This is a genomic window from Streptomyces sp. NPDC003300 (assembly GCF_040610915.1).
Classification (GTDB): Bacteria; Actinomycetota; Actinomycetes; order Streptomycetales; family Streptomycetaceae; genus Actinacidiphila.
Window position 1 is genome coordinate 603,073 of the sequence record NZ_JBEXNE010000001.1, and the last position, 20,338, is coordinate 623,410.

Here is a 20,338-nt window from a genome sequence, read left to right on the forward strand (position 1 = left end):
TTCGCAATGCCTCCGGTTACTCGCGGGTCCATGAGCATGAAGAGATAGGAATTGGGTAGACGGTCGTCTTTAACTGACGATGTGTTGCCTTCGGCGTCCGGCCTTCCTGACCGCGGCCCCCGTCATGTCCCCCGCGGACAGCAGGGCGCCCATCGTCCGCCCGACCGACGCGCGGACCGCGGCGCGCGACCGGGCGCCGCCGCGCGCCCGGTCGTCCAGCAGCCGCTGGAAGAGGTCCACATGGCGCCGGGCGATGACCGAGGGGTCGTAGTGCGCCGAGGAGGCCAGCGCGGCGCGGCCCATCTCCCGGCGGCGCTCGTCGTCCTCGATGAGCGACAGCAGCGCGCCGGCGATCGCGTCGATGTCGCGCGGCGGCACCAGCAGACCGTTCACGCCGTCGTCGACGATCTCCCGCGGCCCGAGCGGGCAGTCGGTGGAGACCACGGGAAGCCCCGCGCACATGCCCTCCACCAGCGTCATGCCGAAGGACTCCAGGGTCGAGGTGACGGCGAGCACCGACGCCTTGGCCAGCTCCGGTTCGATCGGCGAGACCGCGCCCATCAGCTTCACGTTGTCGCGCACGCCCAGTTCGGTGACGAGCGCGTCGAGCTTCGCGCGCTCGCGGCCCGAGCCGTACAGCCGCAGCGTCCAGTCGGGGCGGCGGTCGCGGACGACGGCGAAGGCGCGGATCAGGTCGTCGTAGCGCTTGGCGGGGGCGAGCCGTCCGGCGGCGACCACGACGGGCGCGGTGCAGTCGGAGGGTGCGGCGCCGGTGGGCGGCACGCTGTTGGGGACGGCGGCGACCCGGACGCCCGGCATACGGCGGCGGTAGACGGCCGCGTCGGCCTCCGTGGTGGTGGTGACGGCGTCCAGGCCCGGGTAGTGGCGGCGCAGGGTCAGCACGAGCCGCGTGGAGTGCGTGTCGAGCGTCAGGTGCTCCTGGGCGACCCGGACGAGGCCGCGCGGCGCCTGGCGGGCGAGGTGCACGTTGAGGCCCGGCCGGGTGCCGACCACCACGTCGGTGTCGAGTTCCGCCAGGCACGCGCCGATGCGTTCGTCGGTGATCGGGCTGTAGAGGGCGTGCCGCCGGTCGGTGGACGGGAAGATCGCCGACGGCCGCTGGTGGCGCGGGTCGTCGAGGACGCCGTCCTGGGCGCCTTTGCGGATGTCGACCAGATATCTCAGCCGAATCCGGGGGTCGTACGTGAACTCGGGCCGGTCGCGGTCGCGGAAGACCGAGACGATCTCGACCTCGTGTTCGTCGGCCAGCCGCGCCGCCAGATTGCGCACCGTGCGAATGGTGCCGCCGATGCCGTACGTGGTGTGTATCAGGAAGGTGATGCGCATGGGCGTGCCCGTGTTCCTGTTCCCCCGCTGGACGCGGGTCGGTCGGCCCGCGCGACCGACCGTAGCAACCGTGGCGCGTCCCTTTGCCGGACGCGCCACGGACGGGTGAACGGGGTTGACTCGGGTGGGCCGCCGCGTCAGTTGACGGTGAGGACGGTTCCCGCGATCAGCCGGTCGGGGTCGGGGCCGATGAGGTCCTTGTTGAGCTGGTAGAGGTACTGCCAGCCCCCTTGGGTTCCATAGGAACGGGCAATGGCCGACAAGGTCTCGCCGCTCTTGACGGTGTGCACGATGTGGCGGTGGCCGGTGAAGCCGTTGCGCCGCGCGCAGACCGGCCAGGCGTTCCAGCCCTGCACCTTCAGCACTTCCTCCGCGACCGAGATCTGCTCGGCGGGGGTGGCGAGGTCGGCGCGCCGGGCATAGGCGCGACCGCCGAACAGCTCCCAGGTGGGCTGCCAGAACTGGAGGCCGCCGTAGTAGCTGTTGCCGGTGTTGATGTGCCAGTTCCCGCTGCTCTCGCACATGGCGATCCGGTCCCAGACGGTCGGGGACCCGGCGGCGGCCCGCGCGGCCTGGAAGGCGATGGCCGCCTGTACCGACGGCACCGACTGCGGGGACCCGCCGGACCGCTCGGGCTGCTGCGGCTGTCCCGGCCGCTCCACGGGCGGTGGGACGGCCGGCGCGCCCTGGGCGGCCGTCGCGGGTGGCGCGGCGGCCACCGGCAGCAGCACGGCCGCACCGAGCGCGGCCAGCGTGGCGGCGGCGCGTGCGACGGCCACGGCGACGCGCACCGAGGCACGCGGGGAGACGATATGACGATAAGACGACTGATCGCTCATCGGGCCACGCTAAGCACGGCCGCACCCCGGATCGGGGGCATCGCGTCCGTACGTCGCGCGTACCCCACCCGGTCGGACCACAACGGGGTGGGGCACACGGGGGAACGCGGCGGGTCCGGTTTACGGCGGCCTTACGACGCTCCGGCACCGAACGAGCGCGGTCCCGGGGCGCCCCGGCCGGGCGGGCGCCCGAACCGCCCCGCCGGCGGACGGTCCGTCACCAGTGCGGCCACCACGCCGGAACGACCGGGCCCTGCCCCCGCTCCGCCGGGCCGCGCACGACGGCGATCAGGGCGGTGCGTGTCGCGTTGCGGTCGGCCCGGCCCTCGGCGGCCGACTCGTAGCGCGGCATGGTCCGCCGTACGACCTTCGCCGGTTCCCGCTTCTTCGGCTCGGCGGCGGGCTTGACGGTCTTCCTGACGGGCTTGTCGAGGGACTTGCCCGTCGACTTCGCGGACGGCGTGCCCGCGGACGGCGCGTCCCCGTAGGCTCCCGCGCGGCGCGAGCAGACGGGCCAGGCGCCCCAGCCGCTGGCGCGCTGGAGCTTTGTCGCTATGGCGATCTGCTGCTCGCGGCTGGCGAGGTCCGCGGTCGGCGCGTACGCGGTGCCGCCGTAGGACCGCCAGGTGCCGGGGGCGAACTGGAGACCGCCGTAGTAGCCGTTGTGGGTGTTGATGTGCCAGTTCCCGCCGCTCTCGCACTGCGCGATACGGTCCCACACCCCGTTGTCGGCCGCCGACGCCTCTCCCGCGGCGGCCAGCACGCCCAGCGGCGCCAGTGCGGCGACGCCGGTCAGGAGCGCGGTGTGCCGGTACTTGCAGTTCAAGACCATGGATTCCCTCTCCACGGACCCGGGTGTCCCCCCTGCTGCGTCACGACGGGCGCCGCTCCCCCACGGATGCGGCGCCCGTCCGAACCCGGGCGGTGCGATTTGCACACGGCGGGCGAATCTAGGCAGCCGCACCCCCTCGCACCAAACAATTGCCGTCCGCCGCAGGCCAGTTGAGGGTTACCGGCGGTAAGAAGACGAGGTTTACGGGTGATTGGCGCGTACGTATCGTCGTAAATGAGGATCTAAACGGCGCGCTCCGTGAGTAGCCTCACAGGCCCAACTTTCGTCACCCACACGGCCGTTCGACGCTGCGTGAGCGATTCGCCGGGAATCTCACCCTCGGCGACCGGTAACGGAATACATCCCCCCGCAAAGCGTGACTCCCACCACAGATCATCCGTTGTCACTATGCGCCGGGACAGGTCCGGCGTTCCGGCCGGATTCGTGACCGCACCACCGCACTTCAAGGAGACTCCCGTGCCGCCCATGCTCGACGTGAGTGACGAGGTACGAGCCGAGATCGGCGACGAGGAGACCCAGCGGCTCCTCAACGGCGCCAACGCTCCTGGCACGTACGACTGCACCTCCTGTCGCACCCCCGGGGACACCGGGCAGGAGCGGACCAGCACCGTGCTCTTCGTGGGCGACGAGACGGCGGTCCTCGCCTTCGCGCACGCCGCCTGCATCCCCTCGCAGGTCGTCCCGGTCACCGAGGAGCAGTTGCAGGGCGCCGTCCGCAGCATCGGCGGCCCCGAGACGGCGGCGGGGCCCTCGATCGGCGGCCAGGCCGACGCGCCGCCCGTGGAGACCGCGCCCCGGCAGGCGGTGCTCGGCATCACCTGCGGTCTGATCATCGTCGAGGAGACGCTGCGCCCGGCGCTCGTGATCGAGCCCACCGGGCCGGTCGCACGAGTCGGCGCCACCGGCGCGGGCGACGACTTCCTGCCGCTCCTGATCGAGCAGGGCTTCATGCCGCAGCTCGACCTGGAGGTGCCGCCGTCGCCGCTGTCGGGCTGGTCGGTGCTGCTGGCCACCGGGCGGCTGCACGCCGTGCTCCAGCCCGGCGCGGGCGGCACCCCCGGCACCGCGTGGTGGCAGGCGCACCAGCCGCTCCAGGTCAGCGACGGCTGGCGGAACGCCGTCAACCGGACCAACGAGGTGTACGTCTACGCCGCCCCGGCCGGTTCCATCGGCCGTCAGCCGCGCGAGGACCTGATGCGGGACGCCCTGGCCAGGGCGTGCTCGCGGGGCCTGCTGGTGGCCGCGACGATGCCGCTGTCGGGGACCTGAGCCACCCGCTTCACCGGAAACGAGGGGCGTGTACGGGACACCGTGCGCGCCCCTTCCGCGCGCCCACTGCCGCCCGGGTCAAAGATCTGCAATTCAACCGACTGGCCCGCATCCCGGACAACACCGGCTCGTTGGCACATACGTGCACACCTTTGACACCTCCTCCCGGGCCCCTTTCCAGCGCTACATCCCGTCCATGCGCAGCGCGCTGGACGCGACCGGGGGCGGTGCCACAGAAACACCCATCTACGACGCGCTCTACTCGGAGTACCAGCGGCTCTTCCGCACGCTGCCCGGCGACCGGACCGGCGAGGAGGCGTTGCAGTTCAACGGCTTCACCACCTGGCACGCGGAGCAGCCGGCGTACGCCCCCGGCAGGCACCGCGGCAACGGCCCGGCGGCACTGCCGCCGGGCCGTCCCGACAATCGGATGCCCGGGCTCTGACCCCGGGAGCCCCCGGCTCGCGGGGGCCCGTGCGCGCCGCTACTTCTTGCGCCCGCGCTTCTCGCGGACCCGCACCGACACCTGGATCGGCGTACCGGCGAAGCCGAACTCCTCGCGCAGCCGACGCTCGATGAAGCGCCGGTAGCCCGCCTCCAGGAAGCCCGAGGCGAACAGCACGAACCGCGGCGGCTTGATGCCCGCCTGCGTCCCGAACAGGATGCGGGGCTGCTTTCCGCCGCGGATCGGGTGCGGGTGCGCGGCGACCAGCTCGCCCAGGAACGCGTTGAGGCGGCCGGTCGGCACCCGGGTCTCCCAGCCCGCGATGGCCGTCTCGATCGCCGGGACCAGCCGCTCCATGTGCCGCCCGGTGCGCGCCGAGACGTTGACCCGCGGCGCCCACTGCACCTGCACGAGGTCCTTCTCGATCTCGCGCTCCAGGTAGTAGCGCCGCTCCTCGTCCAGCAGGTCCCACTTGTTGTACGCGATCACGACCGCGCGGCCCGCCTCGACGGCCATGGTGATGATCCGGGTGTCCTGCTCGGCCAGCGTCTCACTGGCGTCCACCAGGATGACCGCGACCTCGGCCTTCTCCAGCGCCGCCGCCGTACGCAGCGAGGCGTAGTAGTCCGCGCCCTCGGTGAGGTGGACGCGGCGGCGGATGCCCGCGGTGTCGATGAACTTCCAGGTGACACCGCCGAGCTGGATCAGCTCGTCCACCGGGTCGCGGGTGGTGCCCGCGACCTCGTTGACGACCACCCGGTCCTCGTTGGCCACCTTGTTCAGCAGGGACGACTTGCCGACGTTCGGGCGGCCGATGAGCGCGATCCGGCGCGGGCCGCCGACGACGTCGCCGAAGGTCAGCGCGGGCGCCTCGGGCAGCACCCCGATGATGGCGTCGAGCAGATCGCCGGTGCCGCGGCCGTGCAGCGAGGAGACCGGGTAGGGCTCGCCGAGGCCGAGGTTCCACAGCGCGGCCGCGTCGGCCTCGCCGGACGGTCCGTCGACCTTGTTGGCGGCCAGCACGACCGGCTTGCCCGCGCGGCGCAGCAGCCGTACGACCGCCGCGTCGGTGTCGGTGGCGCCGACGGTGGAGTCCACGACGAAGACCACCGCGTCGGACGCCTCGATGGCGAACTCGGCCTGCGCCGCCACGGAGGCGTCGATGCCGAGGACGTCCTGCTCCCAGCCGCCGGTGTCCACGATCTTGAAGCGGCGGCCGTTCCAGTTCGCCTCGTACGTGACGCGGTCGCGGGTGACGCCCGGCTTGTCCTCCACGACCGCCTCGCGGCGGCCGATGATCCGGTTGACCAGTGTCGACTTGCCGACGTTGGGACGGCCGACCACGGCGAGCACCGGCAGCGGGCCGTGCCCGGCCTCGGCCAGGTCGTCGGCCACCTCTTCGAGGTCGAAGCCCTCCTCGGCGGCAAGCTCCATGAACTCGGCGTATTCGGCGTCGCCGAGCGCGCCGGTCCCGCCGTGCTCGGTCTGCTCGTCTGCGTGGTCCATGAGGTATCTCCGTCGATCAACTGTGGCGGCTGCGGTAACCAGTGTGGTGCAGCCGGTGCGGTTCGGCCTGCGCGTTTTCCGTCTGCGCGGTCAGCGGCCGGTGGCTTGCTTGGCGTGCGCCAGGTGGGCGGTGAGCCGCTCCTGGATGCGCAGCGTGGCGGCGTCCATCGCGCTGCGGGTGCGGCGCCCGCTGCCGTCGCCCGCCTCGAAGGGCTCCCCGAAGACGACGTCGATCCGCGAGCGCAGCGGCGGCAGCGCCGGGACCGCCCGGCCCTTGGCGGTGCTGCCGAGGACGGCGACCGGCACGACGGGCGCGCCGGAGCGCACCGCGAAGTACGCCAGACCCGAGCGCAGCTCGGCGAAGTCGCCGTCGCCCCGGGTGCCCTCGGGGAAGATGCCGAGCATCCCGCCGCGCTCCAGGACGCCGAGCGCGGCGGTTATCGCCGTACGGTCGGCGGTCTCGCGGTCGACCTTGAGCTGCCCGATGGAGCGCAGGAACGGGTCGAGCGGCCCGACGAAGGCTTCCTTCTTCACCAGGAAGTGCAGCGGGCGCGGCGAGATGCCGATCAGCATCGGGCCGTCGATGTTGTGCGAGTGGTTGCCCGCCAGGATGACCGGGCCGTGCGCCGGTACCCGCCAGGCGCCGAGCACCCGGGGCCGCCACAGGCCGTTCATCAAGACGATGCCGATCCGGCGTCCGACGGCCGCTCCGCGCGGTCCCGGCGCCGTGCCCTGCTCTGCGGTCACCTGGGCGCCCGCTTCTCCTCGACCAGAGTGACGATGCACTCGATGACCTGGTCGAGGGTGAGGTCGGTGGTGTCGACCTCGACCGCGTCGGCGGCCTTGGCCAGCGGGGAGGTCTTGCGGCCCGAGTCGGCCGCGTCCCGCTTGATGAGCGCGGCCCGGGTGTCCGCGACGCTCAGCGCGCCGTTCAGCTCGCCGCTGCGGCGGGCGGCGCGGGCCTCGGCGGACGCGGTGAGGAAGATCTTGACGGTGGCGTCAGGGAAGACGGTCGTGCCGATGTCCCGGCCCTCGACCACGATGCCGCCGGGGGACGCGGTGGCGGCGGCGCGCTGCAACTCGACCATCCTGGCCCGTACCTCGGGGACCGCGCTGACGGCGCTGACCGCGGCGGTGACCTCCTGGGTGCGGATCGGGCCCGAGGCGTCCACGCCGTCCACGGTGATGCCGGGGGCCGCCGGGTCGTGGCCCGCGACGATGGCGGGCTTGCCCGCGCAGTCGGCGACGGCCACCGGGTCGTTGACGTCGATGCCGTTGCTCAGCATCCACCAGGTGATCGCGCGGTACTGCGCCCCGGTGTCGAGGTAGCTCAGCCCCAGCTTCGCCGCGACCGCCCTGGACGTGCTGGACTTGCCGGTACCGGAAGGGCCGTCGATGGCGACGATCACCGGATTTTCCACAGCGGGTGGCCTTCCTCGTGCGCGGAGCGGGGGGCGGGCGGGCCGGCCGAGGGGCCGGATGCCATTCCCCCAAGGTTACCGGCCGCCCGCGCGCCGGAACGCCACGGGTTTTCCCTGCCGGGACGGGCACGGGGCCGGGGTGCCGGGCCGGGTGCCCGTCACGCTCGCGCCCGGGTGCGCCGGGTGAGCCCTGTGCGCCCTGTGCGCGCGTACGGTCCTGCGGCTGACCCGTCCGGCACGCGTCCGATCCGTACCGCCGGAGCCCGGCCGCGCCCTGACCGTGCCACCGCCCGGCCCGCGCCGTACGTCTACTGCCGGATCGACCAGCCGCGTTCGCGCAGTGCCACGGTCAGGGCGGGCGCGGTGCGCGGCTCGACCATGAGGTGCACCAGACCGGCCTGCTGTCCGGTGGAGTGTTCGATGCGGACGTCCTCGATGTTGACGCCCGCCGCGCCCGCGTCGGCGAAGAGGCGGGCCAGCTCGCCCGGCTGGTCGCCGATGAGGACGGCCACGATCTCGTACGCCTTGGGCGCCGTGCCGTGCTTGCCGGGGACCTTGGCGCGGCCCGCGTTGCCGCGCCGCAGGATGTCCTCGATGCCCGCCGCGCCGCCGCGCCGCTTGTCCTCGTCGGCGGACTGGAGGGCGCGCAGCGCCGCGACCGTCTCGGTCAGGTCGACGGCGACGTCGGCGAGGACGTCGGCGACCGGTCCGGGGTTGGCGGCCAGGATGTCCATCCACATGCCGGGCTCGGAGCCCGCGATCCGCGTGACGTCGAGGATGCCCTGGCCGCACAGGCGTACGGCGGTGTCCTCGGCGTGCTCCAGGCGGGCCGCGACCATGCTGGAGACGAGCTGCGGGGTGTGCGAGACCAGGGCGACGGCCCGGTCGTGGGCGTCGGCGTCCATGACGACGGGGACGGCGCGGCACAGCGCGACCAGTTCGAGGGCGAGGTTGAGCACCTCGGTGTCGGTGGCCGGGGTCGGGGTGAGCACCCAGGGGCGGCCCTCGAAGAGGTCGGCGGTCGCGGCCAGCGGCCCGGAGCGCTCGCGGCCCGCCATGGGGTGGGTGCCGATGTAGTGGGTGAGGTCGCAGCCCAGCGCCTCCAGGTCGCGGCGCGGGCCGCCCTTGACGCTGGCGATGTCGAGGTAGCCGCGGCCGAGGCCGCGGGTCAGCGCGTCGGCGAGGGTGGCCGCGACGTGGGCGGGCGGCACGGCGACGATCACGAGGTCGACCGGGCCCTCGGGCTCCCCCGTGGTGCCCGCGCCGAGCGAGGCCGCGGTGCGCGCGGTGCCCGGGTCGTGGTCGGTGAGGTGGACGTCCACACCGCGCGCGGTGAGCGCGAGGGCGGCGGAGGTGCCCATCAGGCCGCTGCCGACGACCAGGGCGGTCCTCACTGGGCGACGCTCCCGGAGGCGTCCCGCTCGGGTCGGCCGCTCCCGCGGACCGTTCGTACCGCCACGTCACTGCTCCCTCGGCTGCTCACGTACCTGCCGACCAGGGTAGTCACCGGGGGCGGGGCGCGAGACGGACGCCCGCACTGCGAGACGCACGCCGCGGACGTACGGGCGGCGCGGACGTACGGGCGCCGCGGGCGTACGGGCGCCGCGGGCGTACGGGCGTACCGGCGGCGCGGGCGTACGGGCAAGGCCCCCGGGGCGGCCGGGTACGCGAGCCGGACCGCCACGGGGGCGGGGACATTACTTGCCGAGGCCGCCGAGCTTGCCGAGCTGCCTGCTGATGACGTCCTGGAGGGACTCCCCCTGCGGGATCTCGCCCTCGGGCGTCAGCTTGTCCACCGCCTCGGGGAGGCTGCCCGCGAGGTGGTCGGCGGCCTCCCGCGGGGAGACGCCCGCGTCCTGCGCCGCCTTCTGGAGGGCGTCGTCGGGAAGCGCCTGGGCGATCTGGTCGCCGGTGACGGGCTTGTTGTCGCCCTGGCCCACCCACGACCTGGCATGCTCGCCGAGGCCGGACCGTTGAGCATGCCCAGCAGCCCTTCGAGGGGGTTGCCCGAGGCGCCGTTGGCCGCGGCGGCGCCGGTGCCACCGGCCGCGCCCTTGCCGCCGAGCTGGCCCAGCAGCGAACCGAGGAGGCCGCCCGCGCCGCCGGAGGAGGAGCCGCCCTTCGCGCCGCTGAGCAGAGTGCCGAGAAGGCTTCCGAGGTCGTTTCCCGCCATGGTCTCGTCCCTTTCAGGAGTCGGGCCGTCGGCGCGCGTCACGTCGCCCGGCACCGAACACGGACAATGTCCCGCAAACCCGTCTCCGCCGCCACTTGCCACCGCCTCACCCGCCCGGACCAGGTAGAACTTCCCCATGCTCTTCCACTTGGTGCCGCTGGACGACTGGCTGCACGCGCCCGAGCGCCCGTACGCCCCCGCCTCCCTGGACGAGGAGGGTTTTGTGCACTGCTCGCCCGACGAGGCCGTGACGCTCGCGGTGGCCGACGCCTTCTACCGGGAGGTGGCGGGGCCGCTGATGGTGCTGCTGATCGAGGAGGCCGCGCTGCGCGCCGAGGTCCGCTGGGAGGCGGCCGATCCGGCGCCGCCGCCCGGCGTTCCGGAGGGCACGGCCTTCCCGCACGTCTACGGCCCCATCGACCGGCCCGCGGTGACCGGCATGCTGGAGGTCGTACGGGATCCGTACGGCCGTCCGCTCGGGCTGACGGCCTGGTCGTAGTCCCGCTACGCCCCTCGGGATCTCCCCCGCCGCAGCGGTACCGTGGGCCCCGCCCTCACCGTCCGCAACGTGATCACCGCACGAAGCAGTGGAAACTCCGGCGCTTGGTCGGACTTCATGGCGATAATCGCCCTCATGCGCGATCCGCTGGGGCACGACCTTGTCCGGGACCACACGGTCTATGCCTGCGTCATGGGCTCGCGCGCCTTCGGTCTGGCCACCGACGGCAGTGACACCGACCGGCGCGGTGTGTACGTGGCGCCCACCGAATTGTTCTGGCGTTTCGACAAGCCGCCGACGCATGTCACCGGACCGCGGCACGAACAGTTCTCCTGGGAGCTGGAGCGATTCTGCTCGCTCGCGCTGCGCGCCAACCCCAATCTGCTCGAATGCCTGCACTCACCGCTGGTGGAGTACGCCGACCCGACCGGGCTCGAACTCCTCGACCTGCGCGAGGCGTTCCTCTCCCGCCGCGCCGACGCCACCTTCCGCGGCTACGCCGCCCAGCAGCTCGGCCGCCTCGAAGCGGACATCCGCACCCACGGCCAGCCGCGCTGGAAGCACGCCATGCACCTGCTGCGGCTCCTGATGTCCTGCCGCGACCTGCTGCGCACCGGCCGCCTCACCATCGACGTCGGCGACCAGCGCGAGCGCCTGCTGTCCGTCAAGCGCGGCGAACTGAGCTGGGACGAGGTCCGCGCCTGGATGCGCACGCTCCACGAAGAGACCGACACCGCCGCCGCCCGCTCCCCCCTCCCCCCCGACCCCGACCGCCCCCGCATAGAAGCCTTCCTCACCCGCGTCCGCCGCACCTCAGCCACGTTCCCACTCCCCCCCAAGCCCGCGTAGCTCACCCGCGCGAAGGCGCCCGTCCATCTGGACGGACGCCCGCGCGGGTCCGCACTTCCAGGCCCGGCGGTCCGGCGGGCCGGGGGCGGGGCGGTGGGGTTAGAGCTCCACCTCGTGCATCAGCATGCCGACTTCGGTGTTGGTCAGGCGGCGGAGCCAGCCGGACTTCTGGTCGCCGAGGGGGATGGGGCCGAAGCTGGTGCGGACCAGTTTGTCGACGGGGAAGCCCGCTTCGGAGAGCATGCGGCGGACGATGTGCTTGCGGCCCTCGTGGAGGGTGACCTCGACGAGGTAGTTCTTGCCGGTGTTCTGGACCACGCGGAAATGGTCCGCGCGGGCCCAGCCGTCCTCCAGCTCGATACCGCTCTTGAGCTGCTTGCCGAGGTCGCGCGGGAGCGGCCCCTGGATCGCGGCGAGATAGGTCTTCTGCACGCCGTAGCGCGGGTGGGTCAGCCGGTGGGCCAGCTCGCCGTGGTTGGTGAGCAGGATCAGGCCCTCGGTCTCGGTGTCGAGCCGACCGACGTGGAAGAGCCGGGTCTCGCGGTTGGTGACGTAGTCGCCGAGGCACTGGCGGCCGTCGGGGTCCTCCATGGTGGAGACGACACCGGCCGGCTTGTTGAGCGCGAAGAAGAGATACGACTGGGTGGCGACGGTCAGCCCGTCGACCTTCACCTCGTCGTGGTCCACGTCGACCCGCAGGCCCTGCTCGGTGACGATCCGCCCGTTGACCTCGACGCGGTGCTGTTCGATCAGCTCCTCGCACGCCCGGCGCGAACCCATTCCGGCCCGCGCGAGCACCTTCTGCAGGCGCTCGCCCTCCTGCTCGGCGCCGGGGAAGGTCTTGGGCGTCTTGATCTGCGGCTTGCTGTGCCGCTCCCGGTTGCGCTCCTCGATCTGCGCGTCCAGCTCGCGCGGCCGGGCCGGCACCGGCTTGCGGCCGCGGTTGCCGGTCGGCTTGTTGCTGCCGGGCTTGGTACGCGGCATGCCGCCGGGCTTGTTCGCACCCGACTGGCCGGTGCTGCCCACGTCGTAGCGGCGCTCCTCGGGACGCGGCGTGCCCTTGGGCCGCTGGCTCTGGCCCTCACCGCGGCGCGCGTCCCCCGAGCGCCCGTCGCCCGAGCGGCCGTCGCCGCGCCGGTCGGCACCGCCACGCCGGTCGGCGTCACGGGGCCTGTCGCCTCCGCCGCCCCGCGGGTTCCGGTTGCCGCCGCTGTTCCTGTCGCTGCTTCGCATCAAGTGTCCGTTGTCGAGGTGTCGTCCGGCGCGTCCGGATCGAACGACGGAAGCCCCTCCTGGGACTCCGCCTCGATCGCTTCCGCCTCCGGCAGGAACGGTGCTAGCTCGGGCAGCTCGTCGAGGCTGCGCAGGCCCATACGTTCCAGGAAGTAGTTCGTCGTCCTGTACAGGATCGCACCTGTCTCGGGTTCCGTCCCACCTTCCTCGACCAGCCCCCGCTGGAGGAGGGTGCGCATGACGCCGTCGCAGTTGACTCCGCGGACCGCCGAGACGCGCGAACGGCTGACCGGCTGCCGGTACGCGACCACCGCCAGCGTCTCCAGCGCGGCCTGCGTGAGCCGGGCGTGCTGCCCGTCGAGGACGAACTTCTCCACGGCGGGCGCGAAGGCGGGCCGGGTGTAGAAGCGCCAGCCACCGGCGACCAGCCGCAGGTCGAAGCCGCGTCCCTCGCGGGTGTAGTCGTCGGACAGCTCGCGCAGCGCCCTGCCGACGGCCCGCCGCGGCCGTTCCAGGACCTTGGCCAGGTGCTCCTCGGTGGCCGGTTCGTCGACGACCATCAGCACCGCCTCCAGGGCGGGCTTCAGCTCCAGCTCGGCGGTCGCGGCGGCGAGCAGGCCCGCGGGCGCCGCCGTATCGCCTGCCGCGCCGGCCGCGGCAAGGGCCCCGGTGATATCCGACACGTCCGTCATTCCTCGGCCTCTCCCTGCTCGTGCTGCGGCTCACGCACCGGCACTGACTCCGCCGCCGGCACCGGTTCCGGCTCCCGCCGCGGTTCCGGCCTGCGCGCCGGAGCCGCCGCCTCCTGGTCGAACTCGTCGGTCACCAGCGGCGCCGCCGTGTCCTGCTCCCCGCCCGTCCAGCGGACCTGGAGCAGCCCCAGGGCCTCCTCCTGGTCCAGCGCGACCGCCTTCTCCCGGTACAGCTCAAGGAGCGCGAGGAAGCGCGCCACGACCGTCAGCGTGTCCGGCGCGTCCTCGGTCAACTGCCCGAAACTGGCCACGCCGAGCTCCCGCAGCAGCGCGATCACCCGCTCGCCCTGCTCCCGGACGCTCACCAGCGGGGCGTGGATGTGGTCGACGTACACCTGCGGCTTGGGCTTGGGCAGCATCGCCTTCACCGCGAGCCGCGCGAAGCGCTCGGGGCCGATGCTGAGGACGACCTCGGGCAGCAACTCCGCGTGCTGCGGTTCGAGGCCGACGGTACGGGGGTAGCGCAGCGCCTCGTGGTCCAGCCGCTCGGCGAAGATCGCCGCGATCCGCTTGTACGCCCGGTACTGGAGCAGCCGGGCGAAGAGCAGGTCCCGTGCTTCCAGCAGCGCGAGGTCCGCCTCGTCCTCGACCTCGGCGGACGGCAGCAGCCGGGCCGCCTTCAGGTCCAGCAGGGTGGCCGCGACCACCAGGAACTCGGTGGTCTGGTCGAGGTCCCAGTCTGGGCCCATGGCGTGGATGTACGTCATGAACTCGTTGGTGACCTTCGACAGCGCCACCTCCGTGACGTCCATCTTGTGCTTGGAGATCAGCCCGAGCAGCAGGTCGAACGGCCCCTCGAAATTCGCCAGCCGTACGGTGAAACGGTCCCCTCCGGTCGGAGCCGGAGCCGGCTCGGCCTCAACGGCCTCCACGGCTTCGACCGCCGCCGCGGGCTCGGTCTCTTCCACCGCCTCTTCCACCGCCTCTTCCGCCACCGCGGCAGGCGGCTCCGCTGTCACGGCAGGCGTCGGTTCCGCCTCGGCGGCGGCGCCGAGCCCGAGGCTGCGGCGGGGAGTGGCGGGTGAGGTCGGCATCGGGGTCCAGGGTACGAAGTGGTCTGTGCAGGCTACTCGCCGCAGCAGGCCATGCCCCGTTCCCCGACCGCGCGCCGTCGGGGCGTCAGCGGCCCCGCAGACGGCGTACGAGGATGCTCGCGTCGCCGCGCGACTCCAGATCGGCCAGCACCACGGCGACGGCCTCGCGGACGATCCGGCCGCGGTCGATGGCGAGCCCGTGCTCACCGCGCAGCACCAGCCGGGCGTGTTCCAGATCCATCAGCTCCTCGGCGGAGACATAGACGGTGATCTTCTCGTCGTGCCGCTCGCGCCCGCTGGGACGGCGGTTCTGCCGGGCGGCCTTGCGCCGCGCCTGCTGGGGCTGCGGCTGGGCGGTGATCGGGGGCTGGACCGGTGCGGCCTGCGGCTGCGGCGCGGGCGCGGTCATGGTGCCGGAGGAGGCGGCGGGCGACGGCATACCGGCCCGTTCGGCGGTCAGCGGGCGGCGTGAGGTCGGGATGTCCCGGCCGCCGTGTTCCGCGTTGTCCTCGCCCTGTCCCGCGGTGCCGGAGGGTCGTGTCCCTTCGTCGCCGTCCGCGGGATCGGCCGCGTCGTTCCCGGCGGCCGGGTCGGCCACCGGTACGGACCGCAGCCGGCCGTCCGCCTGCGTACCGTTCTGTCCTTCGCCCGGACCACCGGAGCCGCCGGAGCTCCCGGAACCACCGGAGCCGCCGGGGCCGGGGCCGCCGGGGTGCTGCCGTGGCTGCGGGGCCTGGAGCGCCGCTCCTCCGGTCGTCCGGAACAGCTCGTCGGCGCCCGGCAGACTCACTCGGCGTGGCACCGGGCGAGCACCTCCCTGGCGAGCTGGCGATAGGCGGCCGCGCCGACGGAGTTGGACGCGTAGGTGGTGATCGGCTCGCCCGCCACGGTCGTCTCGGGGAACCGCACGGTGCGGCCGATGACGGTGTGGAAGACGTGCTCGTCGAACGCCTCGACGACCCGGGCCAGCACCTCGCGGCTGTGCACGGTGCGCGAGTCGTACATGGTGGCGAGGATGCCGTCGAGCTCCAGCTCGGGGTTGAGCCGCTCGCGGACCTTCTCGATGGTCTCGGTGAGCAGCGCGACCCCGCGCAGTGCGAAGAACTCGCACTCCAGCGGAACGATCACCGAGTGCGCCGCGGTGAGCGCGTTGACCGTCAGCAGGCCGAGCGAGGGCTGGCAGTCGATGACGATGTAGTCGTAGTCGGCCATCAGCGGCTTGAGGGCGCGCTGGAGCGACGACTCGCGGGCGACCTCGCTGACGAGCTGCACTTCCGCTGCCGACAGGTCGATATTGCTGGGGAGCAGGTCCATGCCGGGCACCGCGGTCTTCAGCAGGCACTCGTCGGCCGCCAGTCCGCGTTCCATCAGCAGGTTGTAGACCGTGATGTCGAGTTCCATCGGGTTGACCCCGAGGCCGACCGAGAGCGCGCCCTGCGGGTCGAAGTCGACAAGAAGCACCCGGCGGCCGTATTCGGCCAGCGCCGCGCCCAGGTTGATGGTCGAGGTGGTCTTGCCGACCCCGCCCTTCTGGTTGCACATCGCGACGATCTTCGCGGGGCCGTGGTTGGTGAGCGGATTGGGGATCGGGAAGTACGGCAGGGGCCGGCCGGTGGGGCCGACGCGTTCGCGGCGCTGCCGGGCCGCGTCCGGGGCGAGGGTGGCCGCGTACTCCGGATCCGGTTCGTACTCGGCATCCGGGTCGTAGAACTGACCGTCCTGCAGGTCGTTGTCGTTGAAAGGCGCCATGGCGTAAGCAGGTTGCGTCTCTGTGTTCGTCTCGGGCCGGCGGGACTCGAAGGTGCGGACCGCGACGGAACCGACGGTCATTCCTGGTTGACCACCCCCGGGAGCAAATGTCGACTCATTCACAAGTCGTCTTACCTCCTTGGTGACCAGGAAACTTCTAGACAGGTCAGCGTGACTACAGCCGACGATTCGCGACTCTATGGCGTGTCGGTGGTCCACAGCAACACAATCCGCCGGACACGGCACGATGTGTCGGCAACCGAACACCCCGCTGTCAAGGGCGTAAGCACATGAACGGCCGGGCCTCGACACACAAGACCCGGCCGGTGGTGCGGTGTTGGCGCGATGTTGACGCGCCTGGTCACAGTGGCCGCCGGTCAGCCCAGCAGCGCGTGCAGGTCGGTGGAGTCGAGGCCGTGCGCCTCGGCCACCGGACCGTAAACAACTTGTCCCTCATGCGTGTTGAGACCGAGAGCGAGAGCCGCGTCACGTCGCAGCGCTTCGCGCCAGCCGCGGTTGGCCAGTTCGACGATGTACGGCAGCGTCGCGTTGGTCAGCGCGTACGTCGAGGTGTTGGGAACCGCGCCGGGCATGTTCGCGACGCAGTAGAACACCGACTGGTGTACGGGGAACGTCGGTTCGGCGTGTGTGGTGGGGCGGGAGTCCTCGAAGCAGCCGCCCTGGTCGATCGCGATGTCGACAAGGACAGATCCCGGCTTCATGCGCGAGACCAGCTCGTTGGTGACCAGCTTCGGCGCCTTCGCGCCCGGAATGAGCACCGCGCCGATCACGAGGTCGGCGTCGAGCACGGCCTTCTCCAGCGCGTAGGCGTTGGAGGCGATGGTCTGCACGCGGTTGCCGAACACCTTGTCGGCCTCGCGCAGTTTGTTGACGTCCTTGTCCAGCAGCGTGACGTGGAAGCCGAGTCCGAGCGCGATGGTGGTGGCGTGCCAGCCGGAGACACCGGCGCCGATGACGACGGCCTTGCCGGACTGGACACCGGGGACGCCGCCGGGCAGGACGCCGCGACCGCCGGCCGAGCGCATCAGGTGGTAGGCGCCGACCTGCGGGGCGAGCCGGCCGGCCACCTCGGACATCGGGGCGAGCAGCGGGAGCTGGCGGTTCGCGGTCTCCACCGTCTCGTACGCGATGGCGGTGGTGCCCGACTCCAGCAGCGCGTCCGTGCACGCGCGGGAGGCGGCGAGGTGCAGGTAGGTGAAGAGCGTCTGGTCCTTGCGGAGCCGGTGGTACTCCTCGGCGATCGGCTCCTTCACCTTGAGCAGCAGATCGGCCGTGGCCCACACCTCGTCGGCGGTGGCGAGGATGCCCGCACCTGCCGAGACGTACTCCTCGTCGGGGATGGACGAGCCGTCGCCGGCGCCCTGCTCCACGAAGACCTGGTGTCCATTGCGGACGAGTTCGTGCACGCCTGCCGGGGTGATGGCCACGCGGAACTCGTTGTTCTTGACCTCGCGGGGGATGCCCACCTTCACGTCGATCACGGTCCTTGCGCTCAGGGAAGAATGACCGCTTTGGGGCGGCAGAAAGCCAGTCTAGTGAAGGAAGACTCTCTGTCCAGCCTTACAAAGTGACCACTTTGGCCGAGACCATTGGCAGTTTCGTAGGTATACAGCGCGGCGATCGTCAGTTCGGCGCCGATTCGCCCTCGCTGAGCAGGCGGTTCGCGGCGGCGCGCTGGACCGTGGCGCCGCTCGGATCGCCCAGCCGGTCGAGCGTGTCGGCGAGCCGCAGCAGGATCGCGCCCTCCAGCCGCCGCTCCCCCGCCTTGCGCGCCCAGTACAGCGCGTCGCGGCAGGTCCGCAGCGCGTCCTCCGGGTAGCCCGCGTACTCCTGCACCCGCGCGGCCTCGGTCAGCGCGCGGGCCTGCGCGCCCAGGTCGGCCAGCCGCCGGTACGCCCCGGCGGCGGCGCGCCATTCGCGCAGCGCGGGCCCGTACCGGCCGTCGTAGGTGAACAGCGCGCCGATCCGGCCGTGCAGCCGGGCCTCGTGGAAGGTCTCGCCGCGTTCCTGGCGCAGCGCGAGCGCCCTGCCGTACCAGTCGGCGGCCCGCTGCGGGTCGTGCCGCTCCTGATACGTACCGCCGAGGGCTTCCAGCACCCGGCCCTCGGCCTCCGCGTCGTCGCACTTGCGGGCCGCGCCCAGTGCGGCGCGGTACCGGTCGAGCGCCCGGTCGGAACGGCCCGCCGCCGCGTCCAGGTCGCCGAGATTGATCAGCGCCGCCGCCTTCTCCCGGTCCAGGCCGCGCCGCTCGGCGACGTCCAGGACCAGGCCGTGCAGTTCGTACTGCTCGGCCGCCATCGCGTTCCCGCCGGGGAAGGCGGCGAGCGCCTGCACCTGGGCGGCGATCAGCCGTCTGGCCAGGGTGTCCAGATCGCCGTCCGCGACGGCGACCCGCGCGGAGGCCAGCAGCGCGGGCAGCCGGGACCGCAGCCACTCGGCGGCCGTCGCGGGCGAGTCGAAGCTGAGGCTGCGCGGGCCGTCGTCCGGCAGCCGCATCCGCACGAGCGCCGAGCCGCACGACAGCAGCAGCCGTACGGTCCGCTCCAGCATCCTGGCCCGGGCCAGCCGGACCTCCTCCGGGCGGTCGCGGGATTCGAGCAGCCCGCGCAGCAGCGGCTCGAAGCAGCCGGGCAGGCGGTACTGCGGCGGCAGCTCGTCGCCCGTCACCGGACCGGGCGCCAGCAGTGCGCCGCCGACGAAGTCGTCGAGCGTGCTCTGCGCGGCGGCCACGGAACAGCCCGCGAGCGCCGAGGCGACCTGCGCGTCGACCATGCCCGCAGGTGCCAGCGACAGGAGTCGCAGCATCCGCGCGGCGGTCTGCGGCACGTCCTCGTAGACCAGCCGGAAGGACCGCACGAGTTCGCCCTGCGCGGCGGCGCGCGAGGGCGAGGTCCCGTCCGCTTCGGCCGAGGGCGGGGCGGGCGCGTCGGCCGAGACCGTACGCAGCCGGGTCGCGGCGTCCGCCACCGACAGCGTCGGCCGGGCCGCGAGCCAGGCGGCGACCAGCCGCAGCGCGGTGGGGTGCCCGCCGATCTCCTGCACCAGGGCCTCGGCGGCGCGCGGGTCGCAGGTCACCCGGGTGGAGCCGATGCTGTGCGCGAGCAGTTCCACGGCGGCGGGCGTGTCGAGCCCGCCCAGCGTGCACGGCCGCACGTCCGGCACTCCGGGCAGCGGGCCGTCCGAGGTGACGACGACAAGGCTGCCGGGCGCGTCGGGGATCAGCCCGTCGAGCTGATCGGCGCGCAGGACGTCGTCCAGGACGAGGAGCGTCTTGCGCGAGGTGGCGGCGGGGCCGCCGGACGGGGCGGCCGGGGCGGGAGCGGCGGGTGTTACGGGGGTGGCCGATCCGTCGGTTCCCGGAGTACGGGCGAGGGCTCGGCGGAGGGCGCGGACGGCCTGCTCGGCGGGTACGGGCTCCCCTTCCGGGGAGGTCATGCGCAGGAAGACCTGGCCGTCCGGGTAGTCGTCGGCCAGGTCTTCGGCCAGGCGCAGCGCGAGCGCGGTCCGACCGACGCCGGGGCGTCCGGCGACGAGCAGCACGCGCGCCCGCCCCTTCCCCTGATTCCCGAGGCCCGGCCGTCCGATCTCCCCGCGCAGCTCCGCCAACTCCCTTTCCCGGCCCACGAATTGACCCTCGCCTCGGGCTCCCGCCCATACGGCGGCGCCGACCCGCACCGTGACCTCGCCGGTCCGGCTCACCGGGCGGGCAGCGCCCGCGCCGACATCCGAAGGCGCGGCGGGCGCGGTGTCGGTCTTGGGGTCGGCCTTGGGGTCGGTCTTGCGATGAGGCGTGGGATCAGGCTGGGGGTCCGCCTCGACGTCGGCCCCGGCGTCCGCCCCGGACCCGTTCTCGGTTCCCGGCGCGACAGCGGCGGTGCGCTCGGCCTTCGCCGGACGCGCGGCCGGAGTGTTCGGTGCCGACTCGGACTCGGACTCAGGTTCCGGCTCGGCGTCCTTCGCGGGCGGCTGCTCCGGCCCGGACTCGACAGCGGCAGAAGGAGCCTCGGGGGCCGGGCCCTTGCGCGTCGGGGAGCCGGCGGAAGCCGACCGTCGGCGGCGGGCGCGCGCCTTGGCGGGTGCGGCGGCCGTGTCCGGTTCAGGTGCCGCCGGGGCGTCCGCTCCCGCAGGGGTCCCGTTGGGGTTCAGCGCCTGATCCGTCACGGCCTACGCTCCCGGCTCAGTGGGGTCGTCCGCGCGGGGCGCGGATGCGCGGGTACGCGGCTACGGCGACGAGCCTAGTTCACGCGGTCGGGCCGGTCCGGGGCTCCGACGCGGCCGACCGCGTAAATGATCACTCCATCGGATCATCGAGACCGATGAGGGAGCTGTGAAGAAGCTGTGGAGCGGA

At 72.9% G+C, this 20,338-nt stretch carries 19 protein-coding genes; 4 read left to right on the forward strand and 15 right to left on the reverse strand.

Annotation, left to right across the window (positions count from 1 at the left end):
• Positions 1–69: 69 nt before the first annotated feature.
• The 3 genes from ABZX65_RS02325 to ABZX65_RS02335 form a co-directional block, all read right to left on the reverse strand.
• Positions 70–1,347 carry a glycosyltransferase family 4 protein gene (locus ABZX65_RS02325; RefSeq protein ID WP_355333476.1) on the reverse strand — a complete coding sequence of 426 codons (1,278 nt, stop codon included), beginning with the start codon at positions 1,345–1,347 and terminating at the stop codon, positions 70–72.
• Between the two features lie 137 nt (positions 1,348–1,484).
• Complete coding sequence (locus ABZX65_RS02330; RefSeq protein ID WP_355333479.1) at positions 1,485–2,186, reverse strand: transglycosylase family protein; 702 nt, start codon at positions 2,184–2,186, stop codon at positions 1,485–1,487.
• A gap of 217 nt (positions 2,187–2,403) precedes the next feature.
• A complete protein-coding gene (locus ABZX65_RS02335) occupies positions 2,404–3,018 on the reverse strand; it encodes a transglycosylase family protein (RefSeq protein WP_355333481.1) in 615 nt (204 codons plus the stop codon).
• A 477-nt stretch (positions 3,019–3,495) separates the two neighbouring features.
• Here ABZX65_RS02335 and ABZX65_RS02340 point away from each other — a divergent pair, with 477 nt between their 5' ends.
• Complete coding sequence (locus ABZX65_RS02340; protein WP_355333484.1) at positions 3,496–4,308, forward strand: hypothetical protein; 813 nt, start codon at positions 3,496–3,498, stop codon at positions 4,306–4,308.
• A 196-nt stretch (positions 4,309–4,504) separates the two neighbouring features.
• Positions 4,505–4,753, forward strand: coding sequence for a hypothetical protein (locus ABZX65_RS02345; RefSeq protein ID WP_355333486.1), 249 nt, complete (start codon positions 4,505–4,507; stop codon positions 4,751–4,753).
• Positions 4,754–4,792: 39 nt separating this feature from the next.
• Here ABZX65_RS02345 and der read toward each other — a convergent pair whose 3' ends face one another.
• The 5 genes from der to ABZX65_RS02370 form a co-directional block, all read right to left on the reverse strand.
• Positions 4,793–6,259 carry a ribosome biogenesis GTPase Der gene (der, locus tag ABZX65_RS02350; protein ID WP_355333489.1) on the reverse strand — a complete coding sequence of 489 codons (1,467 nt, stop codon included), beginning with the start codon at positions 6,257–6,259 and terminating at the stop codon, positions 4,793–4,795.
• A gap of 90 nt (positions 6,260–6,349) precedes the next feature.
• Complete coding sequence (locus tag ABZX65_RS02355; RefSeq protein ID WP_317453018.1) at positions 6,350–7,006, reverse strand: lysophospholipid acyltransferase family protein; 657 nt, start codon at positions 7,004–7,006, stop codon at positions 6,350–6,352.
• Complete coding sequence (gene cmk / locus ABZX65_RS02360) at positions 7,003–7,680, reverse strand: (d)CMP kinase (RefSeq protein ID WP_355333492.1); 678 nt, start codon at positions 7,678–7,680, stop codon at positions 7,003–7,005. The genes ABZX65_RS02355 and cmk overlap by 4 nt, the downstream gene beginning before the upstream one ends.
• Before the next feature lie 308 nt (positions 7,681–7,988).
• The gene (locus tag ABZX65_RS02365; protein ID WP_355333494.1) at positions 7,989–9,074 is read right to left on the reverse strand and encodes a prephenate dehydrogenase; all 1,086 of its coding nucleotides are present in this window, start codon (positions 9,072–9,074) and stop codon (positions 7,989–7,991) included.
• Between the two features lie 303 nt (positions 9,075–9,377).
• Positions 9,378–9,620 (reverse strand): YidB family protein, encoded by a 243-nt coding sequence (locus ABZX65_RS02370; protein ID WP_355333497.1) that lies wholly within the window; start codon positions 9,618–9,620, stop codon positions 9,378–9,380.
• A 369-nt stretch (positions 9,621–9,989) separates the two neighbouring features.
• Between ABZX65_RS02370 and ABZX65_RS02375 the strand changes: the two genes are divergently transcribed.
• Together ABZX65_RS02375 and ABZX65_RS02380 are read left to right on the forward strand one after the other, a co-directional pair.
• Positions 9,990–10,352, forward strand: coding sequence for a DUF952 domain-containing protein (locus tag ABZX65_RS02375; RefSeq protein WP_355333500.1), 363 nt, complete (start codon positions 9,990–9,992; stop codon positions 10,350–10,352).
• A 135-nt stretch (positions 10,353–10,487) separates the two neighbouring features.
• Positions 10,488–11,201: a nucleotidyltransferase domain-containing protein gene (locus ABZX65_RS02380; RefSeq protein ID WP_355333503.1), complete on the forward strand. Its 714-nt coding sequence runs from the start codon at positions 10,488–10,490 to the stop codon at positions 11,199–11,201.
• A gap of 99 nt (positions 11,202–11,300) precedes the next feature.
• Here ABZX65_RS02380 and ABZX65_RS02385 read toward each other — a convergent pair whose 3' ends face one another.
• The 7 genes from ABZX65_RS02385 to ABZX65_RS02415 all read right to left on the reverse strand — a co-directional run bounded on the left by ABZX65_RS02385 (position 11,301) and on the right by ABZX65_RS02415 (position 20,151).
• Positions 11,301–12,434 carry a pseudouridine synthase gene (locus tag ABZX65_RS02385; RefSeq protein ID WP_188285806.1) on the reverse strand — a complete coding sequence of 378 codons (1,134 nt, stop codon included), beginning with the start codon at positions 12,432–12,434 and terminating at the stop codon, positions 11,301–11,303.
• Complete coding sequence (gene scpB / locus ABZX65_RS02390; protein ID WP_355333506.1) at positions 12,434–13,126, reverse strand: SMC-Scp complex subunit ScpB; 693 nt, start codon at positions 13,124–13,126, stop codon at positions 12,434–12,436. Before scpB ends, ABZX65_RS02385 begins: the two co-directional genes overlap by 1 nt.
• The gene (locus ABZX65_RS02395) at positions 13,123–14,220 is read right to left on the reverse strand and encodes a segregation/condensation protein A (protein ID WP_355333509.1); all 1,098 of its coding nucleotides are present in this window, start codon (positions 14,218–14,220) and stop codon (positions 13,123–13,125) included. Before ABZX65_RS02395 ends, scpB begins: the two co-directional genes overlap by 4 nt.
• A gap of 85 nt (positions 14,221–14,305) precedes the next feature.
• Entirely contained in the window at positions 14,306–15,022 is a 717-nt protein-coding gene (locus tag ABZX65_RS02400; protein ID WP_355333511.1) for a hypothetical protein, read from the reverse strand.
• A complete protein-coding gene (locus ABZX65_RS02405) occupies positions 15,007–15,969 on the reverse strand; it encodes a ParA family protein (protein WP_355333513.1) in 963 nt (320 codons plus the stop codon). The genes ABZX65_RS02400 and ABZX65_RS02405 overlap by 16 nt, the downstream gene beginning before the upstream one ends.
• Before the next feature lie 377 nt (positions 15,970–16,346).
• Positions 16,347–17,462: an alanine dehydrogenase gene (gene ald / locus ABZX65_RS02410; protein ID WP_355333609.1), complete on the reverse strand. Its 1,116-nt coding sequence runs from the start codon at positions 17,460–17,462 to the stop codon at positions 16,347–16,349.
• A gap of 151 nt (positions 17,463–17,613) precedes the next feature.
• On the reverse strand, positions 17,614–20,151 hold the full coding sequence (locus tag ABZX65_RS02415; RefSeq protein ID WP_355333516.1) for a tetratricopeptide repeat protein: 2,538 nt from the start codon (positions 20,149–20,151) through the stop codon (positions 17,614–17,616).
• Positions 20,152–20,338: the final 187 nt, after the last annotated feature.